This window comes from Pseudomonas sp. GW821-FHT02H06 (assembly GCF_059421525.1).
The window spans coordinates 135,477-150,934 of record NZ_JBWKVD010000007.1 but is presented as its reverse complement, the minus strand read 5'-3'; the positions used below and the strand labels follow the sequence as shown (position 1 = coordinate 150,934).

Annotated in this window: 12 protein-coding genes and 1 pseudogene; 6 read left to right on the top strand and 7 right to left on the bottom strand. The window is 59.2% G+C overall.

Annotated features, from left to right (window positions below; genetic code table 11):
- Positions 1-4: 4 nt before the first annotated feature.
- Together AC07VF_RS13905 and AC07VF_RS13900 are read right to left on the bottom strand one after the other, a co-directional pair.
- Complete coding sequence (locus AC07VF_RS13905) at positions 5-1,186, bottom strand: amino acid ABC transporter permease (protein ID WP_192171825.1); 1,182 nt, start codon at positions 1,184-1,186, stop codon at positions 5-7.
- Between the two features lie 65 nt (positions 1,187-1,251).
- Positions 1,252-2,283: an amino acid ABC transporter substrate-binding protein gene (locus AC07VF_RS13900; protein ID WP_122535855.1), complete on the bottom strand. Its 1,032-nt coding sequence runs from the start codon at positions 2,281-2,283 to the stop codon at positions 1,252-1,254.
- Between the two features lie 490 nt (positions 2,284-2,773).
- Between AC07VF_RS13900 and AC07VF_RS13895 the strand changes: the two genes are divergently transcribed.
- Positions 2,774-3,430 carry an alpha/beta hydrolase gene (locus AC07VF_RS13895; RefSeq protein ID WP_495009108.1) on the top strand — a complete coding sequence of 219 codons (657 nt, stop codon included), beginning with the start codon at positions 2,774-2,776 and terminating at the stop codon, positions 3,428-3,430.
- A gap of 114 nt (positions 3,431-3,544) precedes the next feature.
- Positions 3,545-5,011, top strand: coding sequence for an ATP-dependent RNA helicase RhlB (gene rhlB / locus AC07VF_RS13890; RefSeq protein ID WP_495009109.1), 1,467 nt, complete (start codon positions 3,545-3,547; stop codon positions 5,009-5,011).
- A 32-nt stretch (positions 5,012-5,043) separates the two neighbouring features.
- Here the strand turns inward: rhlB and moaE are convergent, their stop codons facing one another.
- From moaE to AC07VF_RS13865, 5 genes and pseudogenes are all read right to left on the bottom strand, one after another.
- Positions 5,044-5,493 carry a molybdopterin synthase catalytic subunit MoaE gene (gene moaE / locus AC07VF_RS13885; RefSeq protein ID WP_495009110.1) on the bottom strand — a complete coding sequence of 150 codons (450 nt, stop codon included), beginning with the start codon at positions 5,491-5,493 and terminating at the stop codon, positions 5,044-5,046.
- A gap of 1 nt (position 5,494) precedes the next feature.
- The gene (locus AC07VF_RS13880; protein ID WP_192171893.1) at positions 5,495-5,740 is read right to left on the bottom strand and encodes a MoaD/ThiS family protein; all 246 of its coding nucleotides are present in this window, start codon (positions 5,738-5,740) and stop codon (positions 5,495-5,497) included.
- A gap of 2 nt (positions 5,741-5,742) precedes the next feature.
- Positions 5,743-6,228, bottom strand: a complete 486-nt coding sequence (moaC, locus tag AC07VF_RS13875) for a cyclic pyranopterin monophosphate synthase MoaC (RefSeq protein ID WP_282369556.1) — start codon at positions 6,226-6,228, stop codon at positions 5,743-5,745.
- Between the two features lie 154 nt (positions 6,229-6,382).
- Entirely contained in the window at positions 6,383-7,777 is a 1,395-nt protein-coding gene (locus AC07VF_RS13870) for a PhoH family protein (protein ID WP_495009111.1), read from the bottom strand.
- Between the two features lie 377 nt (positions 7,778-8,154).
- A pseudogene (locus AC07VF_RS13865) lies at positions 8,155-9,345 on the bottom strand (polysaccharide deacetylase family protein); the annotation flags it as partial.
- 183 nt (positions 9,346-9,528) lie between these two features.
- Between AC07VF_RS13865 and yaaA the strand changes: the two are divergent.
- The 4 genes from yaaA to AC07VF_RS13845 all read left to right on the top strand — a co-directional run bounded on the left by yaaA (position 9,529) and on the right by AC07VF_RS13845 (position 15,458).
- The gene (yaaA, locus tag AC07VF_RS13860; protein ID WP_282369550.1) at positions 9,529-10,308 is read left to right on the top strand and encodes a peroxide stress protein YaaA; all 780 of its coding nucleotides are present in this window, start codon (positions 9,529-9,531) and stop codon (positions 10,306-10,308) included.
- A gap of 996 nt (positions 10,309-11,304) precedes the next feature.
- Positions 11,305-12,621, top strand: coding sequence for a nucleotide sugar dehydrogenase (locus tag AC07VF_RS13855; protein ID WP_192171832.1), 1,317 nt, complete (start codon positions 11,305-11,307; stop codon positions 12,619-12,621).
- Positions 12,622-12,750: 129 nt separating this feature from the next.
- Positions 12,751-14,232, top strand: coding sequence for a mannuronan synthase (alg8, locus tag AC07VF_RS13850; protein WP_192171833.1), 1,482 nt, complete (start codon positions 12,751-12,753; stop codon positions 14,230-14,232).
- Between the two features lie 53 nt (positions 14,233-14,285).
- Complete coding sequence (locus tag AC07VF_RS13845) at positions 14,286-15,458, top strand: alginate biosynthesis protein Alg44 (protein ID WP_282369544.1); 1,173 nt, start codon at positions 14,286-14,288, stop codon at positions 15,456-15,458.

The window sequence follows — 15,458 nt, the reverse complement described above, 5'->3', positions numbered from 1 at the left end:
TTCCTCACCGCTCGATCAGCGCAATGCGCTTGTTGTACCAGTTCATCAGCAGGGAAATGCTGATACTGATCGCCAGGTACACGCTCATGGTGATGGCAATGACTTCGATCGCCTGACCGGTCTGGTTGAGCACGGTACCGGCGAACAGCGAAACCATTTCCGGGTAACCGATACCGGCGGCCAGCGACGAGTTCTTCGCCAGGTTCAGGTATTGGCTGGTCAATGGCGGGATGATCACCCGCAGCGCCTGCGGAATGATGACCTTGCGCAGCGTCGGCCCTGGACGCAGGCCCAGCGAACGTGCCGCTTCGGTCTGGCCGTGGCTCACCGACTTTATGCCCGAACGCACGATTTCGGCGATGAATGCCGCCGTATAGACCGTCAGGGCGAGGGTCAGGGCCAGCAGTTCAGGGATCAATACCCAGCCGCCAACGAAGTTGAAGCCTTTGAGCTCGGGCACTTCCCAATGCACCGGCGCACCGAAGATCAACGCGCAGAGCGCCGGGATCACGATGAACAGCGCAAGGCCTGCCCAGAACTTGTGGAACGGTACGCCCGTGGCTTCGAAGCGCTTGTTCGCCCAGCGCGCCATGAGCACGATGGCGACAATGGCCAGCACCACGCTGATCACGAAAGGCCACGCCGCATCGGTGGCAATCGCGGCCGGCATGTTCAGGCCACGGCTGCTGACGAAGAACGAGCCGAGAAACCCGTGGGCAGCCCGCGGCCCCGGCAGGGTCAGGAACACGGCGAAGTACCAGAACAGGATCTGCAGCAGCGGCGGAATGTTACGGAAGACTTCAACGTAAACCGTCGCCAGCTTGTTGATGATCCAGTTGTTGGACAGGCGCGCGACGCCGACGATGAAGCCCAGCAGGGTCGCGAGGATCACGCCGATGAACGTCACCAGCAGCGTGTTGAGCAAACCGATCAGGAAAACCCGCGCGTAGGTGTCCGACTCCGTGAACGGAATCAGGTGCTGCGCGATGCCGAAGCCGGCACTGTTTTCAAGGAAACCGAAACCTGAGGTGATACCCCGGTGTTGCAAGTTGGTCTGGGTGTTATCGAACAGATACCAACCCATCGCGACTACGGCGACAACCGTAATTATCTGAAATAGCCACGCACGCACTTTAGGGTCGCTGAGGCTGAGCCTCTGCTTGGGTGCGCTGATTTGATTTTGCATGGAGTGCCCCGGAAGAAATGCAACAAAGCGCCCGGCTGCGATTCACGCAGCCGGGTGCAGGTCAATCAACGCACTGGTGGTGCGTATTGAATGCCGCCAGCGTTCCACAGAGCATTCTGACCGCGAGCGATCTCCAGAGGAGTGGCTGCGCCCAGGTTCTTCTCGAAGATTTCGCCGTAGTTACCGACTTGCTTGACGATCTGCACGACCCAGTCTTTCTTCAGCTTGAGCTGCGGACCGTAATCGCCATCGGCACCCAGCAAGCGGGCTACGTCCGGGTTCTTGGTGGATTTGGCTTCGGCTTCAACGTTTTTCGACGTCACGCCTGCTTCTTCCGCGTTCAGCAGCGCGTAGCCCACCCAGCGAACGATGGTGCTGAAGTCTTCATCGCCACGTGCGACAACAGGACCCAGCGGTTCTTTGGAGATGGTTTCAGGCAGGACGACGTAGTCCTTCGGCGAGGCCAGCTTGGAGCGCTGTGCGTAGAGCTGGGATTTGTCGGAGGTCAGTACGTCGCAACGACCGGATTCCAGCGACTTGGCGCTTTCGTCGGAGGTGTCGAAGGTGATCGGGGTGTACTTGAGGTTGTTGGCGCGGAAGTAGTCCGACACGTTCAGCTCAGTGGTGGTACCGGCCTGAATACAGATGGTCGCGCCGTCCAGTTCCTTGGCACTTTTCACGCCCAGCTTGCTGTTGGCCAGGAAGCCAACGCCGTCGTAATAGGTCACGAAGCCCGGGAATACCAGGCCCATGCTCGCGTCACGGGAGCTGGTCCAGGTGGTGTTACGCGACAGGATGTCGATTTCGCCGGACTGCAGCGCAGTGAAACGCTCTTTGGCGTTCAGCTGGCTGAACTTGACCTTGGTCGCGTCGCCAAACACCGCGGCAGCAACAGCGCGGCAGAAGTCGGCGTCGATGCCCTGGATCTTGCCGCTTGCATCTGGAACCGAGAAGCCTGGCAGACCGTCACTGACGCCGCACTGAATAAAGCCCTTCTTCTGAATGGCGTCCAGCTTGGCACCCGCTTGAGCGAACCCGGTCAGACCGAGCGCTGCAGCGGCGGCCACTACAGCCAGGGTGGATTTCAACATCTTCATTCAAACCTCCAGTTTGCTCTTTGTTGTGTGGGAGCCTTAGCCCCGTCGCACCCTTGTGAGGCATTCATGACCCGTGCTGGCTTGTTTTTGGGTCATGCGACGTTGAACCCGTTTACCGCCACCGACGCCAGGCATCTGGTCATCGCGTGTTCAGCATGTTGCGAGTCCAGCAGACTGAAGCCCCATGATGTCCTTGAACCCCGAGGTTCAAAGCGAATCGTGCCGGGAATCCTGCTCGATGATTCCATGCTGCCTCTAACGCAACACGCGGCTGTCTGCTTGATAGCCTATTAGTGTTACCGCCCGAGGTGAGCGCCTTCACTCCGCGGGTTGTGTAGCAAAGCCCGTACCACCATGCTGGCAATGTCGAATTAGCGACAGGTCAAGATCAAAACTTGTAACCTTGCGACATCTTTCATTCACCCGCACACGAGCTGGCGCACCGCCTTAAAGCGCTGCGCCAGAGGTGCCGCACACTAATGGAGCACACATGACTGAACCGCTGATCATCGACCCGGAATTGGCAGTCGACGCCTGCGTCATCTGGCTGCACGGCCTGGGGGCTGATCGCTACGATTTCCTGCCGGTGGCCGAGATGCTGCAGAAGACGCTGAAGACCACGCGATTCATTCTGCCGCAGGCGCCGACCCGGGCCGTCACCATCAACGGTGGCTACGCGATGCCCAGCTGGTACGACATCAAGGCCATGAGCCCGGCCCGCGCCATCGACAGCGGCGAGCTGGAAGGCTCGGCGCAAGACGTCATCAAGCTGATTGAACAGCAACGGGACAGCGGCATAGACCCGGCCCGAATCTTCCTGGCAGGGTTTTCCCAGGGCGGCGCCGTGGTGTTGCACACCGCCTTCCTGCGCTTGGAAGGCCCCCTCGGCGGCGTACTTGCGCTGTCCACGTACGCACCGACTTTCAGCGACGAAATGAGCCTGTCCGCCAGCCAGCAACGCATCCCGGCCTATTGCTTGCACGGCAGCAATGACCCGGTGGTGTTGCACGCCATGGGGCGAGCGGCTTACGAGCATTTGAAGGCCCAGGGCGTCACCGTGACATGGCAGGAATACCCAATGGAGCACGAAGTGTTACCGCAGGAAATTTCCGACATAGGTGTCTGGCTCGCGGATAAGCTTCGCTAGTCCACTCAATTGATCCTTCCAATTACGTTGCGGATTTGCTAGGACACTACGCCGCGCCGGGTTCTTGCTTTACACTCCCCGGCGTACATTCCTAAATCTATCGATGAGATCACCGTGCTCAAAGCACTTAAAAAGATGTTCGGAAAAAGCGAGGCTGAGCCGCTCGCGCCTGCTGCTCCCCTCCCCGTCCCCGAGCGCCAGACCGAAAGCGTCTCCCGGGAACCGTCAGCAGCAGAAGTGCACGTGCCTGCGCCCGAGCATTTGGCAGCCACCGCACCGGCCGTTACATCGCCCGTTAGGGCTGAACGCCCGCGCCGAGAACGTGCGCCCAAGCCCGTCGTCATTCCCTGGAAACCCGAAGACTTCGTCGTCGAACCCCAGGAAGGCAAAACCCGTTTCCACGATTTCCCCCTCGCTCCCGAACTGATGCACGCGATCCAGGACCTGGGCTTCCCGTACTGCACGCCGATCCAGGCGGGCGTTCTGGGTTACACCCTCAAAGGCCGCGATGCCATCGGCCGCGCCCAGACCGGCACCGGCAAGACCGCCGCCTTCCTGATTTCTATCATCACTCAGCTGACCCAGACGCCTCCGCCGAAAGAGCGCTACATGGGTGAACCCCGTGCGCTGATCATTGCGCCGACCCGCGAGCTGGTGGTGCAGATCGCCAAGGACGCCGAGGCGCTGACCAAATACACCGACCTCAACGTGATGACGTTCGTGGGCGGCATGGATTTCGACAAGCAGCTCAAGCACCTCGAAGCGCGCCACTGCGACATTCTGGTTGCCACGCCAGGCCGTCTGCTGGACTTCGCCCAGCGCGGCGAAGTGCACCTGGACATGGTTGAGGTGATGGTCCTGGACGAAGCCGACCGCATGCTCGACATGGGCTTCATCCCTCAGGTCCGCTCGATCATTCGCCAGACTCCGCACAAGGGCGAACGTCAGACGCTGCTGTTCTCCGCCACCTTCACCGAAGACGTGATGAACCTGGCCAAGCAGTGGACGACGGACCCTGCGATCGTCGAGATCGAATCCCTGAACGTCGCCAGCGACACCGTCGAGCAGCACATCTATGCCGTGGCCGGCGCCGACAAGTACAAGCTGTTGTTCAACCTGATCAACGACCACGGTTGGGAGCGGGTGATGGTGTTCGCCAACCGCAAGGATGAAGTGCGACGCATCGAAGAGCGTCTGGTGCGTGACGGCATCAATGCCGCGCAGTTGTCAGGCGACGTGCCGCAGCACAAGCGCATCAAGACGCTGGAAGGGTTTCGCGAAGGCAAGATTCGCGTGCTGGTGGCCACCGACGTCGCCGGTCGCGGGATTCACATCGACGGCATCAGCCACGTGATCAACTTCACCCTGCCGGAAGTCCCGGACGACTACGTGCACCGCATCGGCAGGACCGGTCGTGCCGGCGCAGACGGCGTGTCGATCAGCTTCGCCGGGGAAGACGATTCGTATCAGCTGCCGTCGATCGAAGAGAAGCTGGGCCGCAAGATCAGCTGCGAAACGCCGCCGACCGTGTTGCTACGGCCGGTGGTGCGCGTGCAGCGAGCGATTCCTGCGGCGGAATGACTCCACGCGCCTGCGAATGCTGAGCCCGCAGCCTATTTCCAGCGATCTGCAGCCATGTGATCGCTGTCGCGGCCCTCAACCCAGCGCGGCCCTTCTGAAGTGTTTTCCTTCTTCCAGAACGGCGCGCGGGTTTTCAGGTAGTCCATGACGAAATCACAGGCCTCGAACGCGGCCTGGCGATGGGCGCTGGCCGCCGCGACGAACACGATTGGCTCGCCCGGTTCCAACTCGCCCACGCGATGAATCACTTCCAGCTTGAGCAACGGCCAGCGCTGCCGCGCCTCATCAGCGATTTTAACCAGCGCCTTCTCGGTCATGCCGGGGTAATGCTCGAGAAACATCCCCGCTACCTCACGGCCGTCGTTGAAATCCCGCACATAGCCCACAAAGCTGACCACCGCACCCACGCCGACGTTGGCGTCGTGCATGGCATTGAGTTCCGCGCCCGGATCGAACGCGGCGGCTTGTACTCGAACGGCCATATCAACCTCCGGTGACGGTCGGAAAGAACGCCACCTCATCGCCCGGTTCGACGGCCGTGTCCAGCGAGCACAGCTCCTGGTTGCGGGCGCACATGATGCCTTTCTCACTCAGCACTTCCCACACACCGCCGCGCTCGAGTAAATGCTGGCGCACGGCGTCGATGGTGGCGAATGAGCCTTCGAGGTTCTCGCTCTCGGTGCCGAGGGTTTCGCGAAAACGCGCGAAATATTGGACTTGTACGTGAATGGTCATTGGGCGAGCACCTGGTCGTCGGCGATGAAGTGTCCGCTCTTGCCACCGAGCTTTTCGAGCAACCGCACGTGTTCGATGGTCATGCCGCGGTCAACCGCCTTGCACATGTCGTAGATGGTCAGGGCGGCGATGCTGGCGGCGGTCAACGCTTCCATTTCCACCCCGGTCTGACCGGAGAGTTTGCAGCGCGCAACGATGTGCACGGTGTCAGGGCTTTCGGCGGTGAGTTCGACCTTCACACCGGTAAGCATCAACGGATGACAGAGGGGAATCAGATCGCTGGTTTTCTTCGCGGCCTGGATGCCGGCGATGCGCGCGACGGCAAATACGTCCCCTTTGGGATGCCCGCCTGCGACGATCATTTGCAAGGTTTCGGGCAGCATGCGCACGCGCGCTTCGGCCACCGCCTCACGGAACGTCACGGCTTTTTCAGTGACGTCGACCATGTGGGCGCGACCTTGGGAATCGAGATGAGTGAGCACGGGATGACTCCTGAACAGGAGCGGGGATTGTAGGGAGTTAGGGCTGCTAGCCACAAGCTACAAGCTACAAGCTACAAGCTACAAGCTACAAGCTACAAGCTAGCGACATTGAGTGAGCGCGAGCTTGCAGCTTGAGGCTTGACGCTTGAACCTTTTAGAGATGGCTCTCCGCGTATTCAGCCAGGATCGAGCGTGGGACACCTTGCAGACTGATGTGCACGCCGTTGGGGAAGTCCTTGAAACGCTCCGTCAGGTAGGTCAGCCCCGAACTGGTTGCCGACAGATAAGGCGTGTCGATCTGCGCCAGGTTGCCCAGGCAGACCACTTTAGAGCCCGCGCCGGCACGGGTGATGATGGTTTTCATCTGGTGCGGCGTGAGGTTCTGGCATTCGTCGATCAGGATCAGGCTCTGCTGGAAGCTTCGGCCCCGGATGTAGTTGAGGGATTTGAACTGCAGCGGCACCTTGCTCAGGATGTAATCGACGCTGCCATGGGTGTTTTCATCATCCATGTGCAACGCTTCCAGGTTGTCGGTGATCGCGCCGAGCCATGGCTCCATTTTTTCTGCTTCGGTGCCGGGCAAAAAGCCGATCTCCTGGTCGAGCCCCTGCACGCTTCGGGTGGCGATGATGCGGCGATAACGCTTGCTGACCATGGTCTGCTCGATGGCAGCGGCCAGGGCAAGAATGGTCTTGCCCGAACCGGCCGCGCCGGACAGGTTGACCAGATGAATGTCCGGATCGAGCAGCGCAAACAGCGCCAGCCCCTGATAGATGTCACGCGGCTTCAGTCCCCACGCTTCCTGGTGCAGCAGCGGCTCCTGGTGCATGTCCAGCAACAGCAGCTCGTCAGGCTTGACGCCTTTGACCCAACCGACGAAGCCTTGCTCATCGATGATGAACTCGTTGATGTGCACAGACGGAATCTGCTCGATCATCTGCACTTTGTGCCAGGTACGGCCATGATCCTGGAGGGTATCGACTTTGCTCACCCGGTCCCAGAAAGAGCCGGTCATGGTGTGGTAGCCGCGGGACAGCATCGACACGTCGTCGACCAGTTGGTCGGTGCTGTAGTCCTCGGCCTCGATGCCGCAGGCCCGCGCCTTCAGGCGCATGTTGATGTCTTTGGTGACCAGTACGATGCGCGTGTCCTTTTTCCGCGCATGCAGGTCAATCAGCTGGTTGATGATGATGTTGTCATTGAGGTTGTCAGGCAGCACCCGGTTGGGCTCTTGCCGCTTGTTCATGAGGATGGACAGATAACCCTTGAATACGCCTGTACCGCGATCGATCGGTACGCCTTTTTCAACCTCCTCCGGGGTCGCTTCGCCGAGTGTCTTGTCAATCAACCGGATCGCCTGCCGACATTCAGCAGCCACCGAGTGCTTGCCCGCCTTGAGCTTGTCCAGTTCTTCCAGGACCGTCATGGGGAGTGCTACGTGATGTTCTTCGAAATTCAGAAGCGCGTTTGGATCATGGATCAATACGTTGGTATCGAGCACGTAAAGGATTGGCTGGTTAGAGGAAGGGGTGCGTCCGTGGTCATCCATACTCGCTCACCTTTGTAGTAGCCAAGTGACGCAACACACAGCGATGCTGCGCCACGAAAAGGCCGCCGAGGCTTTCCCCTTGAGGCAGGAGAAAATTGCGCAAAGTGGGGTCTGGAATGACGCCACCTGTGTTGCAGGGTTCGGCGGTCTGTTGTCGTAATACCGCAAAACCGATGACATAAAAACGCGTTTCGGCGCTTTTTGAAGTTTATTTCTCGGGGGGACAATTAGCCCTTGGCGGATGGGTCAGCCGCGTTTAAAGTCGGAAGTCCGGTCCGGGACAAATCCTCAGAAATTTCCCACCTACCCTTTCATTGTTCCCCTTCTTTCACTGGCGGCACCGTCTGCTCAACCGCTGCGCCCGGCTGCTCGGCTGGTTCGTCTGCGGCGTCATCGTCGGGCGTATCATCCTCCTCATCCGGTGCATCTTCTTCGTCCGCCAACTGCTGCGGATAGATATGGCAGTCTTCCCACATCACGCCGCTTTGCGCGGTATTGGCCATCAGCCATGGCACCGCCTGCTGCGGCTTGTCCGTGCTGTCATGAAACACCACATTGCCGCGCCGCCAGAGCAGCATCAGCGTGAGCACCCGGTTGGCAGCCTGCTCGGCGCTGATGCGTCCGGTGCTGTCCTGGGAATCAATGTTCCACAGAGAGACTCGCAGCTGCTGGTCGCGGAAGAATGGCGCGCTGTCGGCACGACGATGGCCGTAAGGCGGGCGGAACAGCGGCACGAAATTGTCCGGTAGCAGCTGCTGAACCAGCGCGGCGGTGCGCTCGATGGAGTCTTGCCAGTCGCGCCAGTGGGCGTGGGATCTGAACTCCCAGCCCTGCAGGCCGACGCATTGCTGGCGGTAGAGCGTTTGAAGCGCCTGGGGCGAGGTGCTGTCCAGACGACTTTGCAGGGCCTTGCCCAGCACAAAGAACGTGGCGGTGATCTTCTGTTGGCGCATGAAGTCGGCCAGCCAGTCAGTCGCCCCGTCAGCAACGGTCGGACCGCTCTCGAAATTGAGCAGGAAGGTCCTATCGGGCATTTCTTCGCCGCTGAGTTCGTCTGAGTTGTAGCGCTCGATCTCGCTGCTGGTCTGCGGGAACAAGGCGGCCATGCGCAACAGTTCGTTGAGATAACGCTGGTTGAAGGCATCGGCCGGCGCAGCCCACTTGGCATAGAAGGAGTCATCGGCCACTTTGTATTCGGCGGCGCGCTGACGCAGCATCGGCACGTCGTCAACCAGCACACAGAATGATGCGTCGGCTTCACAGGTTTTTTCGGCGAATGTCCAGTTCTCGAACAGCCGCGTCCATAGCCGTGTGCGGATCAGGTTCACCGTCGGCAGGTTGATCTGCCGCAGGCCCAGACGCGCGCTCAGCTGGGCGTCGCTGAGGTTTTCGCTTTCCAGCAACTGATGGGCGAAGCTGAGAATTTGCGCACGAGACGCCACGTCGAACAGCTGCGGCGTTTCCAGAGCCTCCGGCCAGACTGCGCGATCCAGCATCGCAATATCGCCCGTGGCCGCCTGTGCGTTGAGCCCCAGCAAACAGGCTCCGATCAATAACAGCATGCGCAACACGACGTGCTCCCAATCCTTGATAAAGAGGCCGAAAACCGGCGAGGCACTATAGCGGATTTGCCTTGGGCCAGAATGCCGGATTCCGGCACCGCTGCTGCAGGAGCGCGCCTATCGACACCATAGCTGGAGTGATCCGCACGCAACCCCTAGAATCGCCCGACGATCAAAGGAGACCTGCCCATGCTGATGGTGATTTCCCCAGCCAAAACCCTCGATTTTGAAACACCGCCCACCACCAAGCGCTACACCCAGCCGGAATTTCTGGATCACTCTCAGGAGCTCATTAACCAGCTGCGCGACATGACCCCGGCGCAGATCGGTGAGCTGATGCATCTGTCCGACAAGCTCTCCGGCCTCAATGCCGCCCGCTTTGGCAGCTGGAATCCGGCGTTCACCCCAAAAAACGCCAAACAGGCGCTGCTTGCATTCAAGGGTGACGTGTACACCGGTCTCGACGCCGACACCCTGAGCGGACCCGATCTGACGTACGCCCAAAAGCACCTGCGTATGTTGTCCGGGCTCTATGGATTGCTTCGTCCTCTGGACCTGATGCAACCCTATCGCCTGGAAATGGGCACCAAGCTGGCCAATGCCAGGGGCAAGGACCTTTACGCATTCTGGGGCGACCGCATCAGCGAGTGGCTGAACGAAGCGCTGAAAGAACAAGGCGACGATGTGCTGCTCAACCTGGCGTCGAACGAGTACTTTTCAGCGGTCAAGCGTCCGGCACTGAATGCCCGCGTGATCGAAACCGAGTTCCGCGACCAGAAAAACGGTCAGTACAAGATCATCAGTTTCTACGCCAAGAAAGCCCGGGGCATGATGACTCGCTTCGTGATTTCCGAGCGTATCAGCAAGCCCAAAGACCTGACGCAGTTCGATGCTCACGGCTATCGATACAGCAAAGAGCTGTCCTCCCCGGACAAGCTCATTTTCCTGCGCGATGAGCAAGACGCCTGACCTGCACCTACCCGTCCTTTCGCCAGCAAGCATTGCCCGTCTTCAATCGTTGACGGGCGCCGCGACGTTATTCAATCCCACTTCGGTGCACTTCTCAGGACACCTGCCTTGCATTTTTAGTGCGCATCGGTTGGTCCCATCATTCGAATGCGTCTATCCATCCAACCGAAAGTAAAGATTAACAGTGACTCTGTTCGCAAATTCCCACACTTACTTAGTTCATAACCTGCAGTTTGCGCGGACGAACGGTAGTGCTGCCGACTAATTGGCGCCAACTAACAGTCAGAAACTAAGTGCTCTTTTTTTTCTCAAAAATTTAACAACTTTTTTTGCAGATTTCGGCACGTTGATTTGAACGAGTGGTACTCCAGTCTGCACGTCGGCCAAAGCCTTACAAACTAAGGCTCAAACCTTGGTTGGCCCCACGTTGGATCCTGCTGAAAACCGCCTGGTGTTACGAAAAATCTCAAAAAGAGGACGAGCGGCCCGGAACTTATGGGGAATGCCCACGCTCCTACATCCCGTAACAATTCTCGTCCCCCATGTAGGACATCTCTTACATGGCACATGGACAGATCTGGAAGTTGCTTCTCAACGAAGTTAGACCCGTCGGTCAAGTGGTACGTACAAGGAGTCACGCACCAAACTAGTTGAAGTGAATTGAGCTAGCACCATTCGGGTGCCCGCAGTCGTGAATCGGGGCTGATTCATCGGGAGACGGCTAAAAGCCTTGTCCTTGAACGCCTGAGCACGACGCGCAAACCATCCGCTGGAGTGCCTGCCACATCCCAGATCGGGAACCTATATAAATATGTATGGGCTACTCGACACTTTTGATCTGTAACATTCGGGTTTGCCTTTCATATAGGTAACTCACCCCTTAATTCTGCCTGTGCTTGTCACGCGACATTCATTGCCGTGCGTACGAGTGCGCAAAAGTTGTAAGACAGTTTTTATATTCGGCCAACTAATGGCGTAAACATCGAGGAGATTACTATGCGTATCAGCATCTTTGGTTTGGGCTATGTCGGTGCAGTCTGCGCAGGCTGCCTCTCGGCGCGTGGTCATGATGTTGTTGGCGTGGACATCTCCGCCGCCAAGATCGATCTGATCAACAAGGGCAAGTCGCCAATCGTTGAGCCAGGTCTGGGCGAGTTGCTGGAAACCGGCATCAAGACCGGCAAACTGCGCGGCACCACAGACTTCTCCGCCGCCATTCGCGACACTGACCTGTCGATGATCTGCGTCGGCACGCCAAGCAAAAAGAACGGCGATCTGGAGCTGGACTTCATTGAATCGGTCTGCCGCGAAATCGGCTTCGTACTGCGTGACAAGAGCACCCGTCACACCATCGTCGTGCGCAGCACCGTTCTGCCGGGCACCGTCGCAAACGTTGTCATCCCGATCCTCGAAGACTGCTCGGGCAAGAAAGCCGGCGTCGACTTCGGTGTCGCGGTCAACCCTGAATTCCTGCGTGAAAGCACCGCGATTGCCGACTACGACCATCCTCCGATGACCGTTATCGGCGAATTCGACAAGGCGTCCGGTGACGTTCTGCAGTCCCTGTACGAAGAACTCGACGCACCGATCATCCGCAAGGACATCGCCGTTGCCGAAATGATCAAGTACACCTGCAACGTATGGCACGCGACCAAGGTCACCTTCGCCAACGAAATCGGCAACATCGCCAAGGCAGTCGGCGTCGACGGCCGTGAAGTGATGGACGTGGTCTGCCAGGACAAGGCTCTGAACCTGTCGCAGTACTACATGCGCCCAGGCTTCGCGTTCGGCGGTTCCTGCCTGCCGAAAGACGTCCGTGCCCTGACCTACCGCGCCAGCTCTCTGGACGTTGAAGCCCCCCTGCTCAACTCCCTGATGCGCAGCAACGTTTCCCAGGTTCAGAACGCTTTCGACATCGTCGCCGCCAGCGACACTCGCAAAGTCGCCCTGCTGGGTCTGAGCTTCAAGGCCGGTACCGATGACCTGCGCGAAAGCCCACTGGTCGAGCTGGCAGAAATGCTGATCGGTAAAGGCTACGACCTGAGCATCTTCGACAGCAACGTCGAATACGCTCGCGTTCACGGCGCCAACAAAGACTACATCGAGTCCAAGATCCCGCACGTTTCGTCCCTGCTGAACTCGGACTTCGACGCGGTCATCAACAACTCCGACGTGATCATCCTGGGTAACCGCGACGAGCGCTTCCGTGCACTCGCCAACAACGCGCCAGCCGGCAAGCGTGTGATTGACCTGGTGGGCTTCATGAAAGGCACCACCACCGAAAACGGTCAAATCGAAGGTATCTGCTGGTAACACACAGCGAGCTGCAAGCCACGAGCTGCAAGTTTCAGGCTTCATCCCTCCAGTCCCGGGCGTCAGCGCCAGCGACTGGAGGTTTGAAGCTTGCGGCTTGAGGTTGCAACTGACTTAGGGATACACACTATGCAAAGGCTGAAGCACGGCTTCCTCCAGGCCGCAGGTTGGCTGTTTTATCTGACGTTGCTGGCGGCCATAGCCATGGCGCTGCCTGCATCGCTGTTTGACTCGCACTCCAAAGATTTTATTTTCCTGATCGGTATCGTCGGCATCTGGCGTTACTCGATGGGCGCAACGCACTTCGTGCGCGGCATGATTTTCCTGTACATCGTCTACCCGCACCTGCGCCGTAAAGTGCGCAAGCTGGGCAAGGCAGCCGATCCATCCCACGTGTTCCTGATGGTCACCAGCTTTCGTATCGATGCGCTGACCACCGCTCAGGTGTACAGCTCGGTGATTCGCGAAGCCATCAAATGCGGCTTCCCGACCACCATCGTGTGCTCCCTGGTGGAAATGTCCGACGAGCTGCTGGTCAAGGCACTGTGGGCCAAGTACAACCCGCCGGAGCACGTGAAGCTCGACTTCGTGCGCATCGCCGGTACCGGCAAGCGTGACGGCCTGGCGTTCGGTTTCCGCGCCATCTCCCGCCACATGCCCGACGACCGCGCCGTGGTTGCGGTGATCGACGGTGACACCGTTCTGGCTGAGGGCGTGGTGCAGAAAACCGTGCCGTGGTTCCAGCTGTTCGGCAACGTCGGCGGCCTGACCACCAACGAGTTCTGTGAAGTCCGCGGCGGCTACATCATGAGCGAGTGGCACAAGCTGCGTTTCGCTCAGCGTCACATCAACATGTGCTCGATGGCGCTGTCCAAGCGCGTGCTGACCATGACCGGCCGTATGTCGGTGTTCCGCGCCACCGTGGTGACGGACCCGGCGTTCATCGCCGACGTGGAAAGCGACTCGCTGCAGCACTGGCGTCTGGGCCGCTTCAAGTTCCTGACCGGCGACGACAAGTCCAGCTGGTTCAGCCTGATGCGCCTGGGCTACGACACGTTCTACGTACCGGATGCCGCGATCAACACCGTTGAGCACCCGCCGGAAAAAAGTTTCCTGAAGGCCAGCCGCAAGCTGATGTACCGCTGGTACGGCAACAACCTTCGGCAGAACTCCCGTGCATTGGGTCTGGGCGTTGGTCGTCTCGGGGTCTTCACCAGCATCGTGCTGTTCGACCAGCGCGTGTCGATGTGGACGTCGATCCTTGGCCTGACCGTGGCGATGCTGGCGAGCCTGAAGTTCGGTATCGAATACCTGCTGGCGTACCTGCTCTGGATTGGCATCACCCGTCTGATCCTGACGCTGCTGCTGTCGTGCAGCGGCCACAAGATCGGGCCGGCCTATCCGATGATTCTCTATTACAACCAGATCGTTGGCGCACTGATGAAGATCTACGTCTTCTTCCGTCTCGACCGACAGTCCTGGACCCGCCAGGACACAAAACTGAGCCGCGACATGGCCAGCTTCCAGGGTTGGTTCAACACCTGGTCGTCGCGGACCATGACTTTCTCGGCTGGCAGCATCTTCGTTGCCGTGCTGCTGACAATGGTCTGACCGGGCCTCTGACCGAAACAATGGATCAACTCGATTAATCAGGAATTACCACCATGAATACAGCCGTGAATGCCAATGTCGTACATGAATCCGAAGCCCAGCGTCAGCACGCACGGGTCAAGATCCCGGCCAAACTGCGACTGCTAAATGGTCAGCCGAACGCTCCGCTGGTGCGTGTCGAGGACCTTTCCGCAGGCGGTCTGAGCTTTGTAGCGCCTGCCAACCTGCGTCCAGCCGTCGGTGAGGTCATCAAGGGTCGTCTGCAGTTCCTGATCGACAACCTCGGTCTGGCCATGGACGTCGACCTGCAGGTGCGCACCATCGATTCGAGCACCGGCCGTGTCGGCTGCCAGTTCCAGAATCTGGAATCGCAAGACATCTCGACTCTGCGTCATCTGATCACTTCGCACCTGTCGGGCGACCTCATCAGCATGGGCGAAGTGCTGGCGACCCTGCAGCGCGATAACTTCACCAAGGCACGCAAATCCAAGGACGGCGGCAGCGGCCTGAGCGCATTCGGTCGTCTGCGTGCCGTGACCTTCAGCATCGGCATCTTCGCCGTCGGTGTGATTGCGTTCGGCTTCGTCGCCAAATCGGTCTACGGCATGTACTTCGTCAGCCACTCCACGTCGGGCCTGGTCAGCGTGCCGAGCCTGGATGTCACTATGCCACGTGAAGGCACTGTGACCAGTCTGGTCGCCCCTAACGGCAACGTCGCCAAAGGCGCTCCGCTGGCGACCTTCAACACCAGCATGCTGGACATGTTGAAAGGTAACCTGGACCCGGACGAAATGCAGCCGGCCAAAATTGAAGAACTGTTCGGTCGTCAACTGGCCGGCACCATGACCAGCCCTTGCGATTGCGTCGTGGCCAAGCAACTGGTCGCCGACGGTCAGTACGCCAGCAAAGGTCAAGTGATCTTCCAGATGGTCCCGCGCAACGTCGCAGCCAATGTCGATGCTCGCTTCACCTATCGTCAGTTCGCCGATGTACAGCCGGGCGCTCGCGTGACCTTCCAGGTCGCTGGCGAAGACGGCGACCACAGCGGCAAGATCGTCAGCGCCACGGCCCTGAGCCCTGCTGACCTGTCTTCTGACATCCGCGTTCAGATCCAGCCTGACGAAGCCATCAACAGCAGCCTGGCAGGTCGCCCGGTTGAAGTGGTGAGCACTCGTGGCCCGTCGCTGAACTGGTTGATCGATAAAGCCACGGCGGCAGGTTTCTAA

Bases quoted from the DNA above. Each gene is read 5' to 3' on its own strand.
- AC07VF_RS13905 (WP_192171825.1), bottom strand. From the start codon at position 1,186: ATGCAAAATCAAATCAGCGCACCCAAGCAGAGGCTCAGCCTCAGCGAC.
- AC07VF_RS13900 (WP_122535855.1), bottom strand. From the start codon at position 2,283: ATGAAGATGTTGAAATCCACCCTGGCTGTAGTGGCCGCCGCTGCAGCG.
- AC07VF_RS13895 (WP_495009108.1), top strand. From the start codon at position 2,774: ATGACTGAACCGCTGATCATCGACCCGGAATTGGCAGTCGACGCCTGC.
- moaE (WP_495009110.1), bottom strand. From the start codon at position 5,493: ATGGCCGTTCGAGTACAAGCCGCCGCGTTCGATCCGGGCGCGGAACTC.
- AC07VF_RS13870 (WP_495009111.1), bottom strand. From the start codon at position 7,777: ATGGATGACCACGGACGCACCCCTTCCTCTAACCAGCCAATCCTTTAC.
- yaaA (WP_282369550.1), top strand. From the start codon at position 9,529: ATGCTGATGGTGATTTCCCCAGCCAAAACCCTCGATTTTGAAACACCG.
- AC07VF_RS13855 (WP_192171832.1), top strand. From the start codon at position 11,305: ATGCGTATCAGCATCTTTGGTTTGGGCTATGTCGGTGCAGTCTGCGCA.
- alg8 (WP_192171833.1), top strand. From the start codon at position 12,751: ATGCAAAGGCTGAAGCACGGCTTCCTCCAGGCCGCAGGTTGGCTGTTT.
- AC07VF_RS13845 (WP_282369544.1), top strand. From the start codon at position 14,286: ATGAATACAGCCGTGAATGCCAATGTCGTACATGAATCCGAAGCCCAG.